Annotated in this window: 26 protein-coding genes; 11 read left to right on the top strand and 15 right to left on the bottom strand. The window is 68.1% G+C overall.

Features of this window, described 5'->3' with window-relative positions:
- The first annotated feature begins 55 nt into the window (after nucleotides 1-55).
- The 3 genes from J2852_RS14095 to J2852_RS14085 are packed head-to-tail and all read left to right on the top strand — an operon-like array spanning nucleotide 56 to nucleotide 2,442.
- On the top strand, nucleotides 56-511 hold the full coding sequence (locus J2852_RS14095; protein ID WP_246499604.1) for an STAS domain-containing protein: 456 nt from the start codon (nucleotides 56-58) through the stop codon (nucleotides 509-511).
- Nucleotides 501-1,274 carry an ATP-binding protein gene (locus J2852_RS14090; protein WP_211112209.1) on the top strand — a complete coding sequence of 258 codons (774 nt, stop codon included), beginning with the start codon at nucleotides 501-503 and terminating at the stop codon, nucleotides 1,272-1,274. The genes J2852_RS14095 and J2852_RS14090 overlap by 11 nt, the downstream gene beginning before the upstream one ends.
- 10 nt (nucleotides 1,275-1,284) lie before the next feature.
- Nucleotides 1,285-2,442 (top strand): PP2C family protein-serine/threonine phosphatase, encoded by a 1,158-nt coding sequence (locus tag J2852_RS14085; RefSeq protein ID WP_209876436.1) that lies wholly within the window; start codon nucleotides 1,285-1,287, stop codon nucleotides 2,440-2,442.
- A gap of 3 nt (nucleotides 2,443-2,445) precedes the next feature.
- On the opposite strand, the gene J2852_RS14080 is transcribed toward J2852_RS14085, so the two are convergent.
- From J2852_RS14080 to J2852_RS14070, 3 genes are all read right to left on the bottom strand, one after another.
- Nucleotides 2,446-3,030 (bottom strand): DedA family protein, encoded by a 585-nt coding sequence (locus J2852_RS14080; protein ID WP_209876434.1) that lies wholly within the window; start codon nucleotides 3,028-3,030, stop codon nucleotides 2,446-2,448.
- Between the two features lie 144 nt (nucleotides 3,031-3,174).
- Nucleotides 3,175-3,591, bottom strand: a complete 417-nt coding sequence (locus J2852_RS14075; RefSeq protein ID WP_209876430.1) for a hypothetical protein — start codon at nucleotides 3,589-3,591, stop codon at nucleotides 3,175-3,177.
- A gap of 176 nt (nucleotides 3,592-3,767) precedes the next feature.
- Nucleotides 3,768-4,220 (bottom strand): putative toxin-antitoxin system toxin component, PIN family, encoded by a 453-nt coding sequence (locus J2852_RS14070; RefSeq protein ID WP_246499602.1) that lies wholly within the window; start codon nucleotides 4,218-4,220, stop codon nucleotides 3,768-3,770.
- A gap of 106 nt (nucleotides 4,221-4,326) precedes the next feature.
- Between J2852_RS14070 and J2852_RS14065 the strand changes: the two genes are divergently transcribed.
- From J2852_RS14065 to J2852_RS14045, 5 genes are all read left to right on the top strand, one after another.
- The gene (locus J2852_RS14065) at nucleotides 4,327-4,686 is read left to right on the top strand and encodes a response regulator (protein ID WP_209876426.1); all 360 of its coding nucleotides are present in this window, start codon (nucleotides 4,327-4,329) and stop codon (nucleotides 4,684-4,686) included.
- 5 nt (nucleotides 4,687-4,691) lie between these two features.
- The gene (locus tag J2852_RS14060) at nucleotides 4,692-5,306 is read left to right on the top strand and encodes a chemotaxis protein CheC (RefSeq protein WP_209876424.1); all 615 of its coding nucleotides are present in this window, start codon (nucleotides 4,692-4,694) and stop codon (nucleotides 5,304-5,306) included.
- Nucleotides 5,307-5,319: 13 nt separating this feature from the next.
- Nucleotides 5,320-6,249: a DMT family transporter gene (locus J2852_RS14055; protein ID WP_209876422.1), complete on the top strand. Its 930-nt coding sequence runs from the start codon at nucleotides 5,320-5,322 to the stop codon at nucleotides 6,247-6,249.
- A gap of 98 nt (nucleotides 6,250-6,347) precedes the next feature.
- Nucleotides 6,348-7,304 carry an acetyl-CoA carboxylase carboxyltransferase subunit alpha gene (locus tag J2852_RS14050; protein ID WP_209876420.1) on the top strand — a complete coding sequence of 319 codons (957 nt, stop codon included), beginning with the start codon at nucleotides 6,348-6,350 and terminating at the stop codon, nucleotides 7,302-7,304.
- Between the two features lie 35 nt (nucleotides 7,305-7,339).
- Nucleotides 7,340-7,876, top strand: coding sequence for an MAPEG family protein (locus tag J2852_RS14045; RefSeq protein WP_209876418.1), 537 nt, complete (start codon nucleotides 7,340-7,342; stop codon nucleotides 7,874-7,876).
- A 134-nt stretch (nucleotides 7,877-8,010) separates the two neighbouring features.
- Here the strand turns inward: J2852_RS14045 and J2852_RS14040 are convergent, their stop codons facing one another.
- Nucleotides 8,011-8,193, bottom strand: a complete 183-nt coding sequence (locus J2852_RS14040) for a hypothetical protein (protein ID WP_209876416.1) — start codon at nucleotides 8,191-8,193, stop codon at nucleotides 8,011-8,013.
- 197 nt (nucleotides 8,194-8,390) lie between these two features.
- On the opposite strand from J2852_RS14040, the gene J2852_RS14035 reads away from it, so the two are divergent.
- Nucleotides 8,391-8,627, top strand: coding sequence for a hypothetical protein (locus tag J2852_RS14035; protein WP_209876414.1), 237 nt, complete (start codon nucleotides 8,391-8,393; stop codon nucleotides 8,625-8,627).
- A gap of 18 nt (nucleotides 8,628-8,645) precedes the next feature.
- On the opposite strand, the gene J2852_RS14030 is transcribed toward J2852_RS14035, so the two are convergent.
- From J2852_RS14030 to argB, 3 genes are read right to left on the bottom strand one after another with little or no spacing between them, the layout of a single operon-like run.
- The gene (locus J2852_RS14030; RefSeq protein ID WP_209876412.1) at nucleotides 8,646-9,629 is read right to left on the bottom strand and encodes a magnesium transporter CorA family protein; all 984 of its coding nucleotides are present in this window, start codon (nucleotides 9,627-9,629) and stop codon (nucleotides 8,646-8,648) included.
- 27 nt (nucleotides 9,630-9,656) lie between these two features.
- Nucleotides 9,657-9,962, bottom strand: a complete 306-nt coding sequence (locus J2852_RS14025; protein ID WP_209876410.1) for a hypothetical protein — start codon at nucleotides 9,960-9,962, stop codon at nucleotides 9,657-9,659.
- Nucleotides 9,963-9,998: 36 nt separating this feature from the next.
- On the bottom strand, nucleotides 9,999-10,925 hold the full coding sequence (gene argB, locus J2852_RS14020; protein ID WP_209876408.1) for an acetylglutamate kinase: 927 nt from the start codon (nucleotides 10,923-10,925) through the stop codon (nucleotides 9,999-10,001).
- Between the two features lie 124 nt (nucleotides 10,926-11,049).
- Between argB and J2852_RS14015 the strand changes: the two genes are divergently transcribed.
- Nucleotides 11,050-11,280 carry a hypothetical protein gene (locus J2852_RS14015; protein WP_209876406.1) on the top strand — a complete coding sequence of 77 codons (231 nt, stop codon included), beginning with the start codon at nucleotides 11,050-11,052 and terminating at the stop codon, nucleotides 11,278-11,280.
- Between the two features lie 6 nt (nucleotides 11,281-11,286).
- Here the strand turns inward: J2852_RS14015 and J2852_RS14010 are convergent, their stop codons facing one another.
- The 6 genes from J2852_RS14010 to rpmH form a co-directional block, all read right to left on the bottom strand.
- Nucleotides 11,287-12,555, bottom strand: coding sequence for a cation:proton antiporter domain-containing protein (locus J2852_RS14010; RefSeq protein ID WP_209876404.1), 1,269 nt, complete (start codon nucleotides 12,553-12,555; stop codon nucleotides 11,287-11,289).
- Nucleotides 12,556-12,559: 4 nt separating this feature from the next.
- Nucleotides 12,560-13,225: a ribosome biogenesis GTP-binding protein YihA/YsxC gene (yihA, locus tag J2852_RS14005; protein ID WP_209876402.1), complete on the bottom strand. Its 666-nt coding sequence runs from the start codon at nucleotides 13,223-13,225 to the stop codon at nucleotides 12,560-12,562.
- 226 nt (nucleotides 13,226-13,451) lie between these two features.
- Entirely contained in the window at nucleotides 13,452-15,179 is a 1,728-nt protein-coding gene (yidC, locus tag J2852_RS14000) for a membrane protein insertase YidC (protein WP_209876400.1), read from the bottom strand.
- Nucleotides 15,180-15,230: 51 nt separating this feature from the next.
- Nucleotides 15,231-15,512, bottom strand: a complete 282-nt coding sequence (gene yidD, locus J2852_RS13995) for a membrane protein insertion efficiency factor YidD (RefSeq protein WP_209876397.1) — start codon at nucleotides 15,510-15,512, stop codon at nucleotides 15,231-15,233.
- Entirely contained in the window at nucleotides 15,509-15,925 is a 417-nt protein-coding gene (gene rnpA, locus J2852_RS13990) for a ribonuclease P protein component (protein WP_246499600.1), read from the bottom strand. Before rnpA ends, yidD begins: the two co-directional genes overlap by 4 nt.
- A gap of 24 nt (nucleotides 15,926-15,949) precedes the next feature.
- Nucleotides 15,950-16,084, bottom strand: coding sequence for a 50S ribosomal protein L34 (gene rpmH / locus J2852_RS13985; protein WP_209876394.1), 135 nt, complete (start codon nucleotides 16,082-16,084; stop codon nucleotides 15,950-15,952).
- Between the two features lie 190 nt (nucleotides 16,085-16,274).
- Here rpmH and J2852_RS13980 point away from each other — a divergent pair, with 190 nt between their 5' ends.
- A complete protein-coding gene (locus J2852_RS13980; protein ID WP_209876392.1) occupies nucleotides 16,275-17,786 on the top strand; it encodes a hypothetical protein in 1,512 nt (503 codons plus the stop codon).
- 58 nt (nucleotides 17,787-17,844) lie between these two features.
- On the opposite strand, the gene J2852_RS13975 is transcribed toward J2852_RS13980, so the two are convergent.
- Together J2852_RS13975 and J2852_RS13970 are read right to left on the bottom strand one after the other, a co-directional pair.
- Complete coding sequence (locus J2852_RS13975) at nucleotides 17,845-18,780, bottom strand: glycosyltransferase family 2 protein (protein WP_209876389.1); 936 nt, start codon at nucleotides 18,778-18,780, stop codon at nucleotides 17,845-17,847.
- Entirely contained in the window at nucleotides 18,780-19,754 is a 975-nt protein-coding gene (locus J2852_RS13970) for a glycosyltransferase (protein WP_209876388.1), read from the bottom strand. The genes J2852_RS13975 and J2852_RS13970 overlap by 1 nt, the downstream gene beginning before the upstream one ends.
- Nucleotides 19,755-19,780: the final 26 nt, after the last annotated feature.

Genomic DNA, 19,780 nt, shown 5'->3' with positions numbered 1-19,780 from the left:
GCCGACGCTGCACATCCCGCTATGCGGTTGTACTCCCTTCCGCCGAGGCGCGTCCATGGCGCATTGCACGCCATGGTGCAGTCAATTTTGTGGCGAACGCGCGATGTGCGCGGCATCGTGCTTGAGTATGGCGGTATGGTTGCACTACTGTTCCGGCGGTGCCGCCGAAGCGTTAAGTGCGGCGCCCGGCAACAGCGAGGACGTGATGGAGTTTCAAGAGCGCACCACCCCGGACGCGATCACCGTGCAGATCAGCGGCCGGTGGGAGTTCACCGACCATGACTGTCTTGCCGATCTGGTCGCGCTGATGGCGCAGCCGGAAACCCGGCGCTTCGTGCTCGACCTGTCCGATCTGCAATTCATCGATTCCGCCGGGCTCGGCATGCTCCTGATTTTGCAGGACGAGACGGAGACGCGGAACATCGGGTTCGTCGTCCGCAAACCGCAGGGCGACGTGAAGAACTCCATCGAGTTGGCCAGGATCGGTGATATCATCAACATTGAATATTGAGCCGCCCCCGGACGGGGCTGCTCCCGTCGGTGCGCGGGCCTTCTGCCTGGTGCGCGACCGCGTGCCGGCGGATGTCGCCGCGCGCGCGGCGGCGCGTTTCGGCCTGCCGCGCGAGGGGGCGGGCGCCTCGCCCATCGCGGCGGCCATCCTTCTGGCCGGTGCCGACCGCGACGGCGTCCGCTACGCGCTGGACCAGAACGCCTTCTTCACCGTCGAGCTGACCGAGGACGAGGAGCGCGCCGGCGACCTTCAGGGGGACTGGCTGGGCGCGCCGCCGGTCGAGCACGGCTTCTATCTGTCCCTGACCACCGGCAGCGCCTACGGCCTGCAATGCGCGGTCCTGGTCTGCGACGAGCTGGCCCGGCGCGGCGTGCTCGGCCCGGAGCGGCGCGGCTCCATCGAGCTGTGCCTGCACGAGGCCATCGCCAACGCGCTGGTGCACGGCAATCTGGGCATCGCCAGCTCCGCCAAGGACCAGCCGGAGGGCTACCGGGTCTTCAGCCGCATGGTTCAGGAACGGCTGGGCGACCTTGCGGTGCGCGGGCGGCGGCTCGACGTCTTCGCGCGCTGGGGCGGCGGCCCGGGTGGTGGCCTTTCTATCGCCGTGGTGGACCAGGGCGGCGGCTTCGACACCGCGTCCCTGCCGGCGGAGACCGGGGGCAGTGCGCGCTCGGGCCGAGGCTTCGTCTTCATGCGAACCTTGGCCAAGCGGGTCAGCGTGACCGACGGCGGACGCTGCACCGTCCTGCATTTCGACCTGTGACGGGCGGCCCATGGGCATATCGCTCTCCGGCAGCCGGGTCCTCATCGTCGACGACAACGAGTTCAACCGCAAATCGCTGGGGCTGGTGATCCGCCGCGCCGGCCTGACGCAGATCGACTACGCCGAGAACGGCGTGGAGGGGCTGCGCAAGGTGGAGAGCTTCCGGCCGGACCTCGTCCTGCTCGACGTGAACATGCCGGTCATGGACGGGCTGGAGATGTGCCGCGAGCTGCGCCGCAACGCCACGCACGAGGAGTTGCCGATCCTGTTCCAGACCGCGCTGGACAGCGACGAGGAGCAGGTGCGCTGCTTCGAGGCGGGCGGCAGCGACTTCATCTCCAAGCCGATCAAGCCCGGCGAGTGCGTGGCCCGCGTCCGCCACCAGCTGGAAAAGCGCAAGCTGTTCACCGACCTCGCCAGTTTCCGCGAGCGCGTGGAGCGGGAGCTGAAGCACGCCCAGGACATGCAGCTCTCCCTGCTGCCCGAGCCCAAGCGGCTGGCGGCCATCGCCGACCGCTACGGCCTCATTCTCGACGCCCATTTCGAAACGTCGTCGGAACTGGGCGGCGATTTCTGGAACCTGTTCCCGCTGGACGACGGCCGGGTGGCCTTCCTGATCGTCGATTTCGCCGGGCACGGCATCACGGCGGCGATCAACACCTTCCGCCTGCACACGCTGATCGACCGCTTTCCCATGCAGGACGTGACGCCGTCCGCATGGCTGGAGCAGCTGAACGGGGCGCTGAAGGACGTGCTGCCGGTCGGGCAGTTCGCCACGGCCTTCTTCGGCATCCTCGACCTGCACACCGACACGCTGACCTACGCCGCCGCCGGGGCGCCCAATCCGGTGCTGGGGGTGGGGGGCGACATGAGGCTGCTGGATTCGGCGGGGCTGGTGCTCGGCGCCTCGCGCCGGGCGCGCTATGAGAACCGCAGCTTCCGCCTGCCGCGCGGCGGTTTCCTGTTCCTCTACAGCGACGCCCTGATCGAATGCCGGGGCGAGGAGCACGGCCCCATCGGCCAGCAGGCGGTCCCGGATTTCCTGCGCGAGGCGCTGGCGATCAATCGGTCCCAGCCCTTGCGCCCGCTGCTCGACCGCTTCTACGCCCGCACCACGCAACCGCTCCGCGACGACCTGACCGCCGTGTGGATTGCTCGGAGAGCGTGACGCTTACGCCTGCGTCTCCGAGGTCGCGGCGCGGCGGCGCATCCACATCAGGCTCTTGCGGGCGAAGAACAGCAGGCCGATGCAGGCGGCAATCAGCACCAGGATCTTAGGGCCGTTCTCGCCGATGGCGGCGGCGGCCTCGCCGAACAGGTAGCCGGCTCCGGCGAAGCTCCAGGCCCAGATGCCGGCGGCGATGAAGTTCCAGAACAGGAAACGGCTCCACGGCATGCGCGAGGTGCCGATGGCGACCGAGGCGATGTTGCGGATGCCGTAGAGGAACCGGAACACCAGGATGAAGCCGACGCCGTACTTCTCAAGCCATTCCAGGATGCGGGCGGCGCGGGTCTCCGCGGAGGGGAAGCGGGCCAGCGCCTTGCCCCCCCACTTGCGGCCCAGCCAGAACCACAGCTGGTCACCGAGGAAGCTGCCGATCCAGACGGATCCAACCAGCCAGTACAGGTTGATGATGCCGATCTGGGCACCCATGCCGCCGAAAATGACGAACGTTTCGCCCTCGAAGAACGCCCACAAGAAAGCAATGGGGTAGAAGGCGTCGCCCCATTCCTGCAACCAGGTGATCCAGTCCAATGCCCCCTCCGGGAGGTCGCTGCGCCTGCGTTCAACCCGGCTTTGGCTTACGGCGGGCTGTGGGACACATCATTGCACATTCGGGCATGTCTTGTCGCGTGAAGTTTCCCGTACAAAAGTTAGACGAGCACCCCGAAATTGGAATCAACCGTCCTCCCCCGACAGTTCTCCCACCACCTGCCGGGCGGACCGCAGCAGCGCCGGGTTAGGCTCGAACGGACCGGATTCCGCATCCTCCTCCCAACCTTCGGGGGCGACGCGCCGCTTCAGCTCCCGCGCCGCCTCGATCAGCAGTTGGCTCAGCCGCAGGTCCGGCAGCGCCTGAACCAGCGCGCGCAACTCCGGGATGGTCAGCGCCGCCGGGTCGAACTGCGTCACCGGGGCAACCTCCGGGGCGGGCGGCACCAGCGTCATGGGAATCGGGGCGGGGGGCGGGGGGACCGCCTCGCGCACCACATCGACGGCGACCTGCTCCGCCATGGTGGTGGCGCGGGACCGGCGCGGCTTGCGCACCCGCTCCGTCTCGGGCAGGCTGTCGAACAGAAGGGGTTGGGCGCTCATTCGTTCACCTGTGGCACCGGCAGCCTTTTATCCTGGCCGTCCTTGTCCTGACCGTTCACGCGCGGTTTGCGAAATGTTCACTTTCCATTCTAGTGAACGGGCGCCGCTTGTCGAGAGCAAACTTCGCCATCAAACTTCGAGAGCAAGCTGCGAACGCAAGCTTGGGTTCGGCGGTTTTATAAGCCGTCCACGATCCGTTCGAGGAACCGTTCCGGGCGCAGGACGCGGGTGCGGCCGACGCTGCGGACGGAAAGCAATTGCTGGTCCACGGTGACCAGCCAATCGGCGTCGGCGGCCAGGGCCACGGCCAGGAACATGTCGTCCTCCGGGTCGCGGCACAGCCGGCCGATGGGGGCCGGCGCGACCAGACGGGCCTCGGCCGCCACCGCCGTCAGGAAGGCCTCCCGCTCGGCGGCGGGCTTGTAGCGGTCGAAGTCGGGGCGCATCAGCACCGCGCGCAGTTCCGCCAGCGTGGCGGCGGAGGCCAGCATCTCACCGCGCGCACGCACCGCCTCGACGCAGTCGCGGACCGCCATGTTCCGGCGCACCACCTTCTCGCCCAGCAGCGCGTAGGCGACGAGAATGTTGGTGTCCAGCACGACGCGGAAATCCGCAACCCGGTCACTCAACGCGGCACCATTCCAGAATCGTGAAAACCACACGCCTTGTAGCGAAAAACCCTTTGCGGTAGAAACGCTGGTTCCGCCCACAGCACACTTTTGGATGGCTTTCGGCATGACCACCGTTCTCATCGTTGACGACAGCCGCCTTGCTCGCGACATGGTCGGCAGCGTCATGTCCTCGCTGCGCCCGAACTGGACCATCCTGTCTGCGGCGGGCGGCGAGGAAGCGTTGAGCAAGGTGGATGGCGTCATCCCGGTGGTGGCCATCGTGGACTACAACATGCCGGGCATGGACGGCCTGACGCTGTCATCCAAGCTGAAGGAACAGTTCCCCAGCCTGACCATCGGCATCCTGACCGCCAACGTGCAGGACGCGCTGAAGAAGAAGGCCGAGGCGCTGGGCTGCCGCTTCATCCCGAAGCCGATCACCTCCGACAAGATACGAGAGTTCCTGGCCTCGGCGGGGCAGTGACCGCCATGACCCATCACGACGACCGCTTCACCCTGGACGCCGACGAAGCCGACGCGATCGCCGAGCTGTTCAACATCGGCATGGGCCAAGCCGCCGCCTCGCTCAGCGAGATGATCGGGGAGGAGGTGCAGCTGTCGGTGCCGTCCCTGACGGTGTCCAGCCGCGCGCGCATCGCCCGCGACCTGGATCCGGAAGAGGCCGCCCGAGTCTGCGCGGTGCGCGGCGCCTTCTCCGGCCCCTTCACCGGCGAGGCGATGCTGATCTTCCCGGAACGCGGCACGCTGGCCCTGGTCGGCCGCCTCGTCCCCGTGGAGCCGGGCACCGAGGCGCCGGGCGAGTTGGAACAGGATGTGCTGACCGAGATCGGCAACATCATCCTGAACGGCTGCCTCGCCAGCCTGTCCAACCTCGTGGAGAGCGAACTGGCCGGCGCGCTGCCCGGCTACAGCGCCGGTCCGCCGGCCGAACTGATCGGGGCCGCCGACGACCCGGTGCTGTTCGTGCGCATCGACGTGGCGCTGGCCTCCGGCGACGCGCAGGGGCAGGTCCTGTTCCTGCTGGACATCGCCTCGCTCGACTCCTTCCGCGAAGCCATCCGCCGGGCCGTGGCGAATCTGTAGGGGCACCGCTGCGGTGTCCGCCGGTTCCGTCGTCCAGCCCGCCGCGCGCGGCCTTGAAGCGCTTGTGCTCCTTCTCGGCACGGGCGGGCTGATCGGCGCCATTTTCCCGATCACCAAATTCGCCCAGCAGGCCGGCGTGTCTCCGTTGCCCTGGGCCTTCTCGATGATGTTCGGCGCCGGGCTGATCCTCGCCGCCCTGGCGCGGGCCAAGGGAGCGCCGCTGCCGCTCGGTGGGCGTCACCTGCGCTACTACGCCGTCTCCGGCCTGCTTTCCATGGCGCTGCCCAACGTGGTGCTGTTCGTCGTGCTGCCGCCGTTGGGGGCGGGGCTGGCCTCGGTCGTCTACACGCTGCCGCCGATCCTGACGCTGTTGATGGCGATGGCCGTGCGAATCGAGCGGCCGGACGTCTGGCGCGCGGCCGGCATCGGGCTGGGGTTGGTCGGTGCGCTGACCATCGTGGGGCCGCGCGGCAGCCTGCCGTCGCCGGACCTCGCCGGCTGGATGGCGCTGGCCTTCGTCATCCCGGCTTCGGTCGCGGCGGGCAACGTCTACCGCACCAAGGCGTGGCCGCCGGGCGCCCAGCCCATGGCGCTCGCCACCGGCACGATGTTCGGCGGGGCGGCCTGGGTTGCGCTGGCCATTATGGCCATCGATGGCCTCGGCGAACTCGGCACGCTGGCGCTGGCCCCCGGCCTCGCCGCGCTTCAGATCGCGGTGACGGCGCTGACCTACGTGCTTTATTTCCGGCTTCAGGTCGTCGCCGGGCCGGTCTATCTCAGCCAGATCGGCTATGTGGCGACCGCCGTCGGCCTGGGCACCGGCACGCTGCTGTTCGGGGAGCGCTATTCCCCCTGGGTCTGGGGCGGAGCGGCGGTGATCGTGGCCGGCGTGCTGCTGGTCACCTTCGGCCGCCGGCTCGCCCAGCGCAGATCCGTGCGATAACCTGTGGCGTTGCCGGGCCGCACCGTGTTACCAAGCCCGGTCCGCGAACTACGGAAACCGTAGCGCGCCCTTTTTTCCGGCCCGTGATCAATCCCGGCATGCAAACCTTTCTGGAATTCGAAAAGCCGATCGCCGAGCTTGAAGGTAAGATCGAGGAACTGCGCCATCTCACCAACGCGGGCGACATCAACATCGCCGACGAGGTGACGAAGCTGCAGACCAAGGTCGACAAGCTCCTGCGGCAGACCTACGCCAAGCTCACCCCCGCACAGAAGGTGCAGGTGGCGCGCCACCCCAACCGGCCGCACTGCCTGGACTTCGTGAACGGGCTGATCGAGGACTTCACGCCGCTGGCCGGCGACCGCGCCTTCGCCGAGGACCGTGCGGTCATCGGCGGCTTGGGCCGGTTCCGTGGCCGTTCGGTCGTGGTCATCGGCCAGGAGAAGGGGCACGACACCGAATCGCGCGTGCGCCACAACTTCGGCATGGCCAAGCCCGAGGGCTACCGCAAGGCCCAGCGCCTGATGGATCTGGCCGACCGCTTCAATCTGCCGGTGATTTCGCTGGTGGACACCGCCGGCGCCTTCCCCGGCGTCCAGGCGGAGGAGCGCGGCCAGGCCGAGGCCATCGCCAAGAGCATCGAACGCTGCCTGCGCCTGACCGTGCCCATGGTGGCGGCAGTGATCGGCGAGGGCGGGTCCGGCGGCGCCATCGCCATCGCGACCGCCAACCGCGTCCTGATGCTGGAGCACGCCATCTACTCCGTCATCTCGCCGGAGGGCTGCGCGTCGATCCTGTGGCGCAACCCCGACATGGCGGGCGAGGCGGCCATCGCGCTGCGCCTGATCAGCCAGGACCTCAAGGAACTCGGCATCATCGACCGGGTGGTGAGCGAGCCCATCGGCGGCGCCCACCGCGACCCGGCCGAGACGGTCAAGGCGCTCGGCGACGCCATTGAGGAGTCGCTGGCCGAGCTGGACGGTCTGGACGGCGTGGCGATCCGCGCCCAGCGCCGCCAGAAGTTCCTGGAGATGGGGCAGAAGGGGCTCGGCTAAGGGCCTGGGCTGAGGCCCTGCAAGACGGAGGACGCATGGCCGCCATCACCAAGGACAAGACCCGTCTCTTGCGTCTGGCGGCCACCGTCAACCTCACCGCCGTCGCCGTCACGCTCCTCGCGTTGTGGCTGCTTGCTTCCCTGTTCGCGCCGCCGGTCGGGATGTCTTCCGACCCCGGCGCGCGCATGGCCTTCTGGGCGCGTCTGGTGGTCTGGCCGGCGCTCGTCCTAGTCGCCATGGTCTGCGGCGTTCTCGTTGCCCGTGGCCGCGCGGTCGCGCTGAATCCCATCGACGACCCGGAATCGCGGCTCTACCGAATCAGCCAGCGCGTGCTGACCAACACGGTGGAGCAGACGCTGATCTTCAGCCCGGCGCTGGCCACCCTGGTCGCCCAGATGCCGCTGCCCAGCCTCGGTGTGCCGGTGCTGGCGACGGCGCTGTTCGTGCTGGGCCGCCTGCTGTTCTGGGCCGGCTACCTCGTGCACCCCTATTTTCGCGCGCCGGGCATGGCGATGACCTTCACGGTCAATCTGGTCGTGCTGGGCTGGGCCGTCCTGCTGGCCGTCGCGTAGCCACCACTTGCGTGTCATACGGCCGGTGCATCAATGCTTCATGTTCGGCCGGCCGTATGCCCCTCTCGCACTGGCGGTGCCATGTGCTGCCGGGTTTCAAGGCGTTTGATGGAAGCCATCAAACGCCTTCGATATCAGTCCTCTTTTGGCTTTTCCTGCTCGGCGATGATCTCGTCCAGAACCTGGATGGCCCCGGCAATCCGCTGCATCGTCTCGCGCAGCGCCTCCGCGCTCCTCTCCAACTCGGTCAGGCGGGCCTGCCCCCGAACCAGTTCTTCCTTCAGTTCGTCGCGGCGATTCTTCATCGTTTCGAGCATGCGGATCGTTCCCGGTATGCCAATGGGCGTTGAAGGACCATCATGCATTCCGGCGTGCGGGAACGCCAGCCGTCGCGCGTGGGCTGTGACGGCATCGCGGTGGAGAACCGGCGGGGCGTGAATGTCACGGGCGACCGTGTTGTGGTTGTGTGGCGGAGCGGTTATTCTTCGCGCACTCGCCGTCCGGAGCCATCCCCATGAACCCGTCCCGCTGGCCGTACTTCGCCCAGTTCGCCATTTCCGCCTTCCTTCTGTTCACGGCGGTGCTGGAGCTGTTCGACACGGCCATCGAGGAGGTGGTCGGGATGGAGGTGTCCACCGCCCACGGCCTGTTCGTCTTCGCGGTGGCCAAGCTTCTGAAGGAAGGGATTGAGCTGCGCGGCCAGTTCGCCGAGACCCGCGAGAAGCTGGCCGAGGCCCGCGCGGAGGGGTAGGGCGGATCTCGATACGCTTTACAGCCAGCGCCGCGTCTTGAAGTACAGCAGCGGCAGGATGGCCGAGAGCAGCATCAGCAGGATCGCCGTCGGGTAGCCCCACACCCACGCCTTTTCCGGCATACGGGCGAAGTTCATGCCGTAAACGGTGGCGACCAGCGTCGGCGGGAACAGCGAGACCGTCAGGATCGAGACGATCTTCACGATCTCGTTCTGCTCCACGTTGATCTGGCCCAGCGTGGTGTCCAGCAGAAGGCTAACCTTGCCCGCCAGGAAGCGCGCGTACTGGTTCAGCCCGGTCACGTCCTGCAAGGCCGCCCGCGCCCAGCGCCGGGTCGGCTTGGCCGCTGTCCAGCCCTCGCCGCGCGCCAGGAAGGTCAGCATCCGCTCCAGGCTTGCCAGGCTGACGTTCGCCTTGCCGATCAGATGACCGGTGTGCCCGATGCGCTTCAGCGTGCGGGTGTCGTCGCGGTTCTCGCCCCGGCTCGGCAGGGCGCGGCCCCGGAAGGCGCGGCTGCCCATGGTGTCCAGCTCAAGGCCCACGCGGCGCAGCACGCCGGCCGTGCGTTCCACCACGCCCTCCACCAGCGCGCCCAGCACCGCTTCGCCGGAAGCACCGGGGAAGCCGTGGCGCGTCACGCGGCGGCGGAAGGCCAGGAAGGGCTGCGGGTCGATGTGGTGGATGGTGGCGAGCCGCCCGCCCGCCAGCACGAAGCTGACCGGTGTGATGCGCGGCTGGTCGGTGTCGGCCCAGACCAGGGCCATGACGGTCATGTGCACGGCCTCAGGCGTGATGCGCAGCCGGCTCGATTCCTCGATCTCGACCATCTGTTCGCGGGTTGGCAGTTTGACGCCCATGAGCGCCTCGGCGCGGGCCAGCTCCTCCAGCGTGGGGTTCAGCAGGTCGAGCCAGACGACGCTGTCCGGCAACGGCCCGGTGCCGCCATCGACCTCCTTGGCCCAGCGCAGCGTGCCGCCACTGTTGGCGAAGACGTGCAGCATGGCGGACCGGCCTCCGGCTGACTGTGTCTAGGTGATGCGTCCGATGCGGCGCGGCTTCAGAGGATGGGCCGGTTCGGCCGGCGGCTCGCCCTTGGCCTCGTCCTCCAAGTCGAGGGAGGCGCCTTCCTTGCGCAGCTCGGTTTCGAGCTTGCGGCGGAAGGCGCCACCGTCGTCCTTGGCGTCCAGGAAGCGCCCAACCGCCTCCTTGGCGCTGTCGCGGTCGTAGGGGACCTTGCCGAAGACCGACAGCTTGGCCCGCTCCAGCAGCTTCGGGTCCATCCGCTCGCGAATGGCCTGCATCTGGCGCAGCAGTTCCTTGCGGACGTCGGACATGGCTCGTCCCCTCCCAACGTTACTCGCGGCTTGCCCTTACTCGCGGCCGATTAGCGTGCCGGCCCCGCCCTCCGTGAAGATCTCCAGCAGCAGGGCGTGCGGCACCCGGCCGTCCAGGATGACGGCGGCGTCCACACCCTTCTCCACGGCGTCGATGCAGGTCTCGATCTTCGGGATCATGCCGCCGGACGCGGTGCCGTCGGCGATCGCCGTGCGGGCCTGATCCAGCGACATCTTCTCGATGAGCTGCTTGTTCTTGTCCAGAACGCCCGCGACGTCGGTCAGCAGGAAGAAGCGCGTCGCGCCCAGCGCCGAGGCGACGGCACCGGCGGCGGTGTCGGCGTTGATGTTGTAGGTGTCGCCCTGCACGTCGAAGCCGATGGGGGCGATCACGGGGATGATGTCCGCCTGACCCAGCGAATCGAGGATCTGCGGGTTGACCTGATACGGCTCGCCCACGAAGCCCAGGTCCAGCACCTTCTCGATGTTGCTGTCGGGGTCGCGCTGGGTGCGGCGCACCTTGCGCGCGGTGATCAGGTTGCCGTCCTTGCCCGACAGGCCGACGGCGCGCCCGCCCGCCCGGTTGATGGCGGCGACGATTTGTTTGTTGATGGAACCGGCCAGCACCATCTCGACCACCTCGACCGTCTCCTTGTCGGTGACGCGCAGGCCGTCGATGAAGCTCGACTTGATCTTCAGCCGATCCAGCATCTGCCCGATCTGCGGGCCGCCGCCGTGCACGACCACGGGGTTGATGCCGACCTGCTTCAGCAGGACGATGTCGCGGGCGAACAGTTCCGCCAGGCTGTCGTCACCCATGGCGTGGCCGCCGTACTTGATGACGAAGGTGCGCCCGGCGTAGCGGCGCATGTAGGGCAGGGCTTCGGACAGGGTGCGGGCCTTGGCAAGCCACTCGTCGCGGGTCGTGTTCTGCACGGGAGAGCCGTTCGTCGGGGTGGACATCGGCGGACTCTTTAACGGAAAGCTCCGGGGGTGCCTAGAGGGGTTTTTTGGGAGGGCTTTTTCAGGGCGGGAACCCCGTCCGCCCCCGGCGGTTGGCCTGTGCTGAGCCACGAGAGGACCCGAGATGACCGATCGCAGGATGCCCGAACCGCGCAACCCCTTTACCGAGGCCCACCGGGAGGAGCTGAAGGAGAACGCGAAGAAGGCCGAAGACATCTACGGCGCGCCCGACCGCCAGGAGGTGACCGAGGCGAACAAGGCCCTGAAGGAAAAAGCCCGCGAGGGCAATAAGGGCCAGCTCGAAGGCCCCGGCGCCGATCCGGTCGTCACCGAAAACGTCCGCAAACCCTTCTGAGTTCGATCACCGCGCCGCCCGCGCCCCGCCGCGCGCAACCGCCAGCCGCTCGGCCAGCAGGGTCATCGGCTGAGTCAGCGCGGTCGCCACCACCGCCATCAGCACCATGGCGGAGAAGCAGGCGACCGACAAAAGGCCCGCTTCCAGCAGGATGGTCAGCACGATGACCTCCATCAGCCCCTTGCAGGACATCAGCGTGCCCAGCCGCCACGCGTCGGCCGGGCTTTCGCCGGTCCAGCGGGCGGGCAGGGCGGTGCCCAGGATTTTCCCCGCCAGCGTCGTCACGGTCGCCAGCGCGAACACCCACCACTGCGCCGAGGCCGCCAGATCCAAATCGACCTTCAGCCCGGTCAGCGTGAAGAAGAAGGGCAGCAGGATCAGCGTGGCGAAATGCTCCAGCCGGTCCAGGATAGCGGCGGCCAGCCGGCGCGGCATCACCGTGCCCGCCACGAAGGCGCCCAGGATGTAGTGCAGCCCGATCAGCTCCGTCACGGCGGCCGACCCCAGCAGCGCCGCGCAGGTGACGACCACGGCCATGTCCCCGACCTTGCCGTCCGGGGCGATGCGGTCCATCAGCCGGGTCAGGACCGGCCGGGCGAACAGCTCTGTCGCGCCCAGATAGACGAAGCCCAGGATCGCGACCTGCGCCACCCCGCCGAATCCGCCGCTGCCCCCGGCCGCCCAGGCCAGCACGGCGGTGATGAGAATCCACAGGAGCGCGTCGTTGACCGCCGCATAGCCCAGCGCCAGCCGCCCGACCCGCTGCTCGATCAGGCCCATTTCCCGCAGGATCGCGCCCAGCACCGGCAGGGCCGTGACGCCCACGCAAATCCCAAATCCCGCCGCGAACAGCAGCGGGTCCGCCTTCGGCCCCGCCATCTCCGGGAAGGCGCCCGCGATCCACCAGCCGAGCGCCCCGCCCATCAGGGTCGGCACGATCATGCTGGACAGGCTGACGCCGACGAAGGCGCGCCCGCGTCCCCGGAACTCCGTCAGGTCCAGATGCAGCCCGGTCAGGAAGGCGAAGAACACCACGGCCAGCAGCGCCAGCCCGGACAGCGGCGCCAGCGACGCCTTGGCGAACAGCGCCCCCCAGATCTCCGGCGCCACATGCCCCAGCAGCGAGGGGCCGAGCGCGATCCCGAACAGGATCTGGATGACCACCATCGGGGCCACATGCTTCAGCCCGGTCAGCCGCCACAGCAGGAACGGCCCGGCAATCAGCACGATGGCCTGAATCAGGAACAGCAGAGCCGGCGTCAGCTCGAACGGCACCGCCTCAGCCCATTTCGGCCAGCTGGGCGAGGCTGGCGCGCAGCTCGGCGATGCCCATGCCCTTTTCGGAGCTGGTGACGTGCACCTCCGGGAAGGCTGCGGGATGCTTCTTCAGCCCGGCCTGGGTGCGCTTCACCACCTCGTCCAGCGCCGTAGCCTTCACCTTGTCGGCCTTGGTCAGCACCACGACGTAGGGCACGGCGGCCTGATCGAGCATCTTCATGATCTCGTCGTCGTTGGGCTTCAGCCCGTGGCGCGAATCGATCAGCACCAGCGCCCGGCGCAGCGTCACGCGGCCCTTCAGGAAGCGCCGGACCATGTCGTTCCACGCCTCGACCTTCTCCTTCGACTCCTTGGCGTAGCCGTAGCCCGGCATGTCCACCAGCTTCAGCCGGCCGCCCAGGTTGAAGAAGTTCAGCTGCTGCGTGCGCCCCGGCGTGTTGGAGGTGCGGGCCAGCGTCTTGCGCCCGGTCAGCGCGTTGACGAGGCTGGACTTGCCGACGTTGGAGCGCCCGGCGAAGGCGATCTCCGGCAGGTCGGCTTCCGGGATCTGGTCGAGCGTCTGGGCGCCCCACACGAAGTCGCATTCCTTCGCGAACAGAAGCCGCCCCGCTTCCAGGGCCTCCTCGTTGAAACCGGAGGTCAGGCTGGTGCTGTTGGAGGAGGTCATGGGGAAGCTTCCTATCTTCCCCTCTCCCATCCCCGATGGGAGAGGGAGGGATGGGAGAGGGGTGTTAAACCGGCGGGGAAAACAAATAACGAATGCACAAAAACAAATGCGCCCCAAAACATAACCGCCGGCAAACGCCCGTCAAGGGAAGCGCTTACCGGCGGTCGATGTTCTCAGGCCATGAATGTCCTCAGGCCCAAACGTCCTCAGACCATGGCGGTCGGGATCAGGTCACCTTGACCCCTTCCTGCCGCATGATGATCCACTGCTGGGCAACCGACAGCAGGTTGTTCCAGGCCCAGTAGATCACCAGACCCGCCGGGAAGCTGGCGAGCATGAAGGTGAAGATGACGGGCAGGAATTGGAACACCTTCTGCTGCACCGGGTCGGGCGGGGCCGGGTTCAGCTTCTGCTGCAGGTACATGGTGATGCCCATGATGATGGGCCACGCGCCCAGCATCAGCATGGCCGGCGGGTTCCAGGGGATCAGGCCGAACAGGTTGAAGATGGTGGTCGGATCGGGGGCCGACAGGTCGTGGATCCAGCCGAAGAACGGCGCGTGCCGCATCTCGATGGTCACGAACAGCACCTTGTAGAGCGCGAAGAACACCGGGATCTGGATGAGGATCGGCAAGCAGCCCGAGACGGGGGAGACCTTCTCGCGCTTGTACATCGCCATCAGCTCCTGGTTCATGCGAACCTTGTCGTCGCCGAAGCGCTCGCGCAGGGCCACCATCTGGGGCTGCAGCTTCTTCATCTTGGCCATCGCGTGATACGACTTGTTGGCCAGCGGGAAGAAGGCCAGCTTCACGCCGACCGTCAGCACCAGGATCGCGATGCCGAAGTTGCCGAACAGGTGACCCAGGAAATTCAGCGCGTGGAAGAACGGGATCGTGAAGAACCAGAACCAGCCGAAGTCGATGGCGCGGTCGAACAGCGGGATGTTCAGCGCGCTCGAATAGGCGTCCAGCAGCTCCAGCCGCTTGGCGCCGGCGAACAGGCGGTTCGTCTGCTCGATGGTGGCGCCGGGGGCGACCTCGACCGCCTGGCCCATCGTGTCGACCTGATAGCGGTCGACGTTGCCGGGCGCGCTGTGGACGAAGCGGGCGGCGACCTTCTCCTTCTGATCCGGGATCAGCGAGACCAACCAGTACTTGTCGGTGATGCCGATCCAGCCGCCGGTGGTCTCCTTGGTGATCGTCCCGGCCTTCCGGACGTCGTCGTAGTTCTCTTCGGTCAGCGTGCGCTCGAAGACGCCCAGCGGACCCTCATGAAGGATGTAGTAGCCCGAGGTGTGCGGCGTGCCGCTGCGCGAGACGAGGCTGTAGGGCAGCAGGCGCACGGGGGTCGAGCCTGTGTTGCGCACCTTCTGCGTGACCGTGAACATATAGTCCTTGTCCACGGCGACGGTGCGCTCGAACACCAGGCCCTTGCCGTTGTCCCAGGTCAGGACCACCGGCTTGTCGGGCGACAGCGACGGGGCGCTGGCGGTCCAGCGGGTGTTGGCGTCCGGAACCGGCTGCGAGCGGTCTTCCGGAACCCAGCCGAACTCGGCGTAATAGGCGTTCTGCGTGCCGGCCGGGGCCAGCAGCACGATCTCCGGGCTCTGCGGGTTGGGCTCGACGTGGTAGGCGGCCAGCGTCAGGTCGTCGATTCGCCCGCCGATCAGATTGACCGAGCCATGCACGGAGGGCGAGTCGATCTTGACGCGCGTTCCGGCGGCCAGCTGCTCGGCGATCAGCGCCGCGCGATCCTTGGGCGCCTCCGGCGCCGGGGCGCCGGGGACGGCACCCGGAACGCCGGGAGTCGGCGCGACCAGCTGCTCCGTCTGGGCGGCCTGCTGTGCAGCCTGCTTCTGCTGCTGCACACGTGGCCCCTCGTAAAAATACTGGAAGCCCAGAAGGATGGCGATCGACAGCGCGATCGCGAGGATGAGGTTGCGTTGGTCGGTCATGGCATCCCGGTTGCCGTGGGCCTTGCACAAAAGGGCGGTTGGACGCCGCCCTCAGGGTTCGTGGTGATGCGCCGCGCCGGCCGGCCCGTGCACGCAACGGGCGGCCGTCCCCGGTTCGGGAACGGGGTCGTAACCCCATCCGCCCCAGGGATGGCAACGCGAGAGCCTCCGGATGGTCAGCCAGCTGCCCCGGATCGCCCCGTGCTTAGATAGCGCCTCAAGCGCGTAGTTGGAACAGGTAGGCTGAAATCGGCAGTGCCACCCGACAAAAGGCGACAGAGTCCATTGATAGCCCTTGACCAGGACACGCAAAAAATGGGCAAGCGGGCTCATGCGCCGGCCTCCCCATTCTTGGCGACGTCAGTTATGGTCGTATCATTCCGTGGCGCGTCGCGCCACAGGCCGAGACGCTTCAGCGCCGCGGACAAATCGCCCAAAAGCTCCGTCCACGGCCTTTCGGCCGTGTCGGCGCGTGCCACCAGCACGAAATCGTGACCGGGGGCGGCATGGGCGGGCAGGATCTGGCGGGCCGCTTCGCGCAAACGACGGCGGGCGCGATTGCGCACCACCGCGTTTCCGACCTTGCGGCTCGCCGTCAGGCCAAGACGAATGGGCGGCTCGCCGGGGGCGGGCCGCTGCCGTTCGTCGTGTCGGCGCACCTGTAGGATCAGGCCGGGAGCAACATGCTTGCGCCGTGTACCGGCCACGGCCAAGAACTCCGGCCGCCGCTTCAGGCGCCCGACCAAGCGGTCCGGCGCCGGCATCGCGGTTTACGCGCTCAGGACGCTGCGGCCCTTGGCGCGGCGGCGCGCGATCACCTTGCGGCCACCGACGGTCGCCATGCGGGCGCGGAAGCCATGCCGGCGCTTGCGCACGATTTTGCTGGGCTGGTACGTGCGTTTCACGGCACCTTACTCCTCGATCTCAGGGCAAAAAATGAGCCCCGCTGTATAGAGATCCGTTGCCGCCGAGTCAACCGCGCGCTGACCATTCCCCGTCGGTATTGCGAACGGGCGCAAAGGGAGAGGCGTCCGGCCCCCCGCGCGCGGCCCGCGTTTACCCCGCACGCACCGCGAAAGGACCGGGGGGAAAGGCATGCTGCACCGGCGGCAGTTCATCGTGTTCAGGCACGGCCATGGGGGGCACGGAAACCCGCTCCAGCCCGATTGGGCATCCGACTGGGTGGTCCGCGACATCGGCGGGTTCCACCTGATCCATTGCCCCGAACTGCCGGTGCAGCGGGTGCTCGGCGCCGACGGCACGGTGTGGCATCTGCTGGGCATCGCCGTGCAGACCGACCCCGCGCGCCCCGACCCCGCCGACGCGCTGGCCGAATCGCGCGCGGATACGATCACCGACACCTATCGGTCCTGGGCCGGGCGGTGGCTGTTGCTGAACAACCGTGCGGTGCATCTGGACGCGGGCGGCACGCTCGGCTGCTTCTACGGCGAGGTGGATGGCGAACCGGTGCTCGCCTCCAGCGCCGGGGTAATGGCCGAACTGCTGGGCGACAGGGCGCAGTTCCGCCGCCGGCTGATGCACGAGGCGGGGCTCGACTGGTACCCGCTGCCCGGTTCCGGCCTGAAAGGCGTGCGGCGCCTGCTGCCGACCCAGGTGCTGGATCCCGCCCGCCGACCGGGGGAGGAGGGCTTCCTGACCTTCCGCCGCCCGTTCCCGCCGCTGCTGCCCGGATTCGATTACGAACTGGCGCTCGGGCGGATGGAGAGCATCCTCGTCTCCGCGATTCGCGGGCTGCACCGCGCCACCGGGCGGCCGCTTGTGCTCCAGCTGACCGCCGGCTACGACACGCGCCTGCTGCTGGCGGCGGCGCGCAAGGCGGAGGTGTCCTTCTCCACCTTCACCTTCGACCATCCGGACCTGACGCCGGCCGACCGCAAGCTGCCGCCCAAGCTCGCCCTGCTGGCCGGGGTGGAGCACCGCATGATCGAGGCCGGTCCCATCGACCGGACCCGCGTCCGCGACCATGCCCGTCACACCGGCGGCCACAGCGCGGCGCTGGACGGGGAGTTCTACGCCAACGGCGCCTGGGATCAGGTGCCGGCGGACAGCATCGTCCTGCACGGCGGCGTGTTTGAGGTGGCGCGCTGCTTCTACTGGAGCCAGATCCCGCCGGGCCTGGAGCCCTCCGACGAGGAGACCGCCGCGCGCATCTTCGGCGCCTTCCGGGGCGAGTTGTACAACCCGCTGTCCCACTACGACGCCCTGAAGGAGTGGCTGGACTGGGTGGCCCACACGCCGGAGGTGGCGCCGGACATGACAATGGACCTGCGCGACCGCTTTTATCTGGAGCAGCGGGTTGCCGGCTGGCTGTCGGCCATCGACCAGGGTGTCGACCTGACCGGGCGGCAGCTGTTTCAGGTCGGCAATTGCCAAGACTTCATGGCGGTCGCGCTGAGCCTGCCGGTGGAGGTCCGCCGCGCCAGCCGCCACCACGCCGACCTCGTCCGCCGCATGGCCCCCGAACTGATGCGCGAGCCGATCAACCCGCGCCAACCCGCCGTCCTGAACCAGCTCCGCAAGCTGCCGCGCCGCCTGAACAAGCTCCGCTCGGCGCTCGGCCATCACTGGACGCGGGAGACGGCGTAGGCCGCGGCAGCGGGCCCCATCCCAGCCTTCCCCCATGCTGCGCACGGGGGAAGGAGCTTTATCCCCTCCCTCGCCGAAGGTGGGGGAGGGTTAGGGTGGGGGCCCATTGCGACCCCTCCACCACACGCCCCGGCGCCGCCGTTTCGGCCAAATGCAGCCAGCACCGATAGGCTTCCACGCTCACCGGCTTGCGGTGCTTCAGCCCAATCCTCACGATCTCCGGCAGGGCCAGCAGCACCTTCAGGTCCGTCGCCCTCGGTCCCTGCCTCAGGCTCTTCCAGCTGTTGCCGATCCAGCTTCGCGCGAATCGCCAAGGCAGCAGCCCGGCCGGGCAGCGCGCGATCTCGCGGATCAGGTCGTTGCGGTGGTTGTAGAAGCGCTCCAGCCCCGGCTTGCGGCCCTTCTCGCTCTTGTCGTGAAAGACCATGACATCCGGCAGAGCCACCGTCCGGTATCCCGCGCCCAGCAGCCGCAGGCAACGGTCCTTCTCCTCGCCTTGGCGGTACAGCTCCGGCATGTAGAGCCCGACCTCCGCCACCGCGCTCCGCCGCAGCAGATGGCCGCAGCCGACGTACCAGGGGACATCGAAGGGTGCTGCCCCCTTCGGGAAATAGACCAGCCCGTCGCGGGTCTCGATGTTGCAGGCTACCGCCGCCACGTCCGCGTGCGCTTCCAGATAGGCGACCGTGCGTGCCAGCCCGTCCACATCCTCGAACCAGGAATCATCGTCCACCGACAGGATGAAGTCCCCGCCCGTGTTCACGAACCCGAAGTTCCGGGCGTAGATCAGCCCCGCGTTGTGCGGCAGCCGGGCGTAGCGGACGGAGGGAAACTCCGCCCGCACCATGGCGTCGGTCCCATCGGTGGAACCGTCGTCCACCACGAGGATTTCATGCACCGGATAACTCTGCCCCAGCAGCCGCGTCAGGGTGGTGCGCAGCTCCGGCGCGCGGTTGTACGTGGCGATGACGGCGCTGACCGTGGGGCCGGCCATCAGGCGACCTCGCTGGACGAGGACGGTGCCGCCGGCCGCTCCGGCAGAGGCAGGAAGGTCGGCGGCTTGCGCAGCTCCTCCGGATACTCGTCGCGCAGGCCGGCCAGATAATTCTCCAGAAAGACGCCCAGCCCCTTCCAGTCGCGCTTCGTCACGTAATGCGCCGTGTATTTCGCGATCATGCGCGGGATGGCCGCCGCCTTCTCATAGTTGGCGTGGATGTAGCCCATGTTGCGGAAGTAGTGCGGCGCGCGGTCGGCGCGCATCTCCTCCACCGTGCCCAGCCGCCCGCCCAGAACCTTGTGCTCGGTCCGCGACATGCCCGGGTGTACGTGCAGGGCGTTCACCGCCGTACCTGCCTTCAGCCCGGCGCGGCGGGCGCGCAGCGTGAATTCGTACTCGTCGCCCCAGATGAACATCTCGCGCTTCACGTTGCCGATCCGCTCGAACACCCGGCGGTGCAGCAGCGTGCCGTTGAACAGCGCGATGGTCTCAGCGGCCAATCCATTTTTGGCCATCGCCTTCAATTCGTCCGGCGACCGCGTTCCCTTCATGGGAAAAGCCAGCGTCGTCCGATCCTCCGCCGCCAGCACCAGCGGCCCGACGAGGTCCAGCCCGTGCCGCTCCGCTTGGGCCAGCAGCTCGGCCAGCGCGCCCGGCTGCGGGATTCCGTCGTCGTCGGTGCTCCAGATCCAGGCCGCCCCCAGCTTCAGCGCCGTGTCGAAGGCCGTGTGGTACGCCCCGGCCGAGCCGCAGTTCGCCTGCCGCACCACGGTCAGCCAGTCGCCCAATTCCTCCTTCTGAGCCATCAGCCATTCCGGCGTCCCGTCGCTGGAGCCGCTGTCCACCACCACCAGCCGGCCGGGCCGGGGCACCTGCGCCTGGATCGCCGCGACGCAGGTGGGCAGCAGCGGCAGCCGGTTGTGGGTGACGACGATCGCCACGACATCGGTCGTTGAGGTCTCTTGAGCCATGGCCGCGCGGTCCTCGGTTCTGAAAC

The organism is Azospirillum soli, from assembly GCF_017876165.1.
In the GTDB taxonomy this organism is placed as follows: Bacteria; Pseudomonadota; Alphaproteobacteria; order Azospirillales; family Azospirillaceae; genus Azospirillum; species Azospirillum soli.
Note: the sequence above shows the minus strand (reverse complement) of the source record. Positions and strands in the feature narration are given on the sequence as shown.

Coding starts and splice junctions, on each gene's coding strand:
- J2852_RS14015 (WP_209876406.1), top strand. CDS start 11,050: ATGACCGATCGCAGGATGCCCGAACCGCGCAACCCCTTTACCGAGGCC.
- J2852_RS14035 (WP_209876414.1), top strand. CDS start 8,391: ATGAACCCGTCCCGCTGGCCGTACTTCGCCCAGTTCGCCATTTCCGCC.
- J2852_RS14060 (WP_209876424.1), top strand. CDS start 4,692: ATGACCCATCACGACGACCGCTTCACCCTGGACGCCGACGAAGCCGAC.
- J2852_RS14075 (WP_209876430.1), bottom strand. CDS start 3,591: ATGAGCGCCCAACCCCTTCTGTTCGACAGCCTGCCCGAGACGGAGCGG.
- J2852_RS14095 (WP_246499604.1), top strand. CDS start 56: ATGGCGCATTGCACGCCATGGTGCAGTCAATTTTGTGGCGAACGCGCG.
- J2852_RS13970 (WP_209876388.1), bottom strand. CDS start 19,754: ATGGCTCAAGAGACCTCAACGACCGATGTCGTGGCGATCGTCGTCACC.
- argB (WP_209876408.1), bottom strand. CDS start 10,925: ATGTCCACCCCGACGAACGGCTCTCCCGTGCAGAACACGACCCGCGAC.
- yidC (WP_209876400.1), bottom strand. CDS start 15,179: ATGACCGACCAACGCAACCTCATCCTCGCGATCGCGCTGTCGATCGCC.
- J2852_RS14085 (WP_209876436.1), top strand. CDS start 1,285: ATGGGCATATCGCTCTCCGGCAGCCGGGTCCTCATCGTCGACGACAAC.
- J2852_RS14040 (WP_209876416.1), bottom strand. CDS start 8,193: ATGCTCGAAACGATGAAGAATCGCCGCGACGAACTGAAGGAAGAACTG.
- yidD (WP_209876397.1), bottom strand. CDS start 15,512: ATGAGCCCGCTTGCCCATTTTTTGCGTGTCCTGGTCAAGGGCTATCAA.
- J2852_RS14025 (WP_209876410.1), bottom strand. CDS start 9,962: ATGTCCGACGTCCGCAAGGAACTGCTGCGCCAGATGCAGGCCATTCGC.
- J2852_RS14045 (WP_209876418.1), top strand. CDS start 7,340: ATGGCCGCCATCACCAAGGACAAGACCCGTCTCTTGCGTCTGGCGGCC.
- J2852_RS14050 (WP_209876420.1), top strand. CDS start 6,348: ATGCAAACCTTTCTGGAATTCGAAAAGCCGATCGCCGAGCTTGAAGGT.
- yihA (WP_209876402.1), bottom strand. CDS start 13,225: ATGACCTCCTCCAACAGCACCAGCCTGACCTCCGGTTTCAACGAGGAG.
- J2852_RS14065 (WP_209876426.1), top strand. CDS start 4,327: ATGACCACCGTTCTCATCGTTGACGACAGCCGCCTTGCTCGCGACATG.
- J2852_RS13980 (WP_209876392.1), top strand. CDS start 16,275: ATGCTGCACCGGCGGCAGTTCATCGTGTTCAGGCACGGCCATGGGGGG.
- J2852_RS14030 (WP_209876412.1), bottom strand. CDS start 9,629: ATGCTGCACGTCTTCGCCAACAGTGGCGGCACGCTGCGCTGGGCCAAG.
- J2852_RS13975 (WP_209876389.1), bottom strand. CDS start 18,780: ATGGCCGGCCCCACGGTCAGCGCCGTCATCGCCACGTACAACCGCGCG.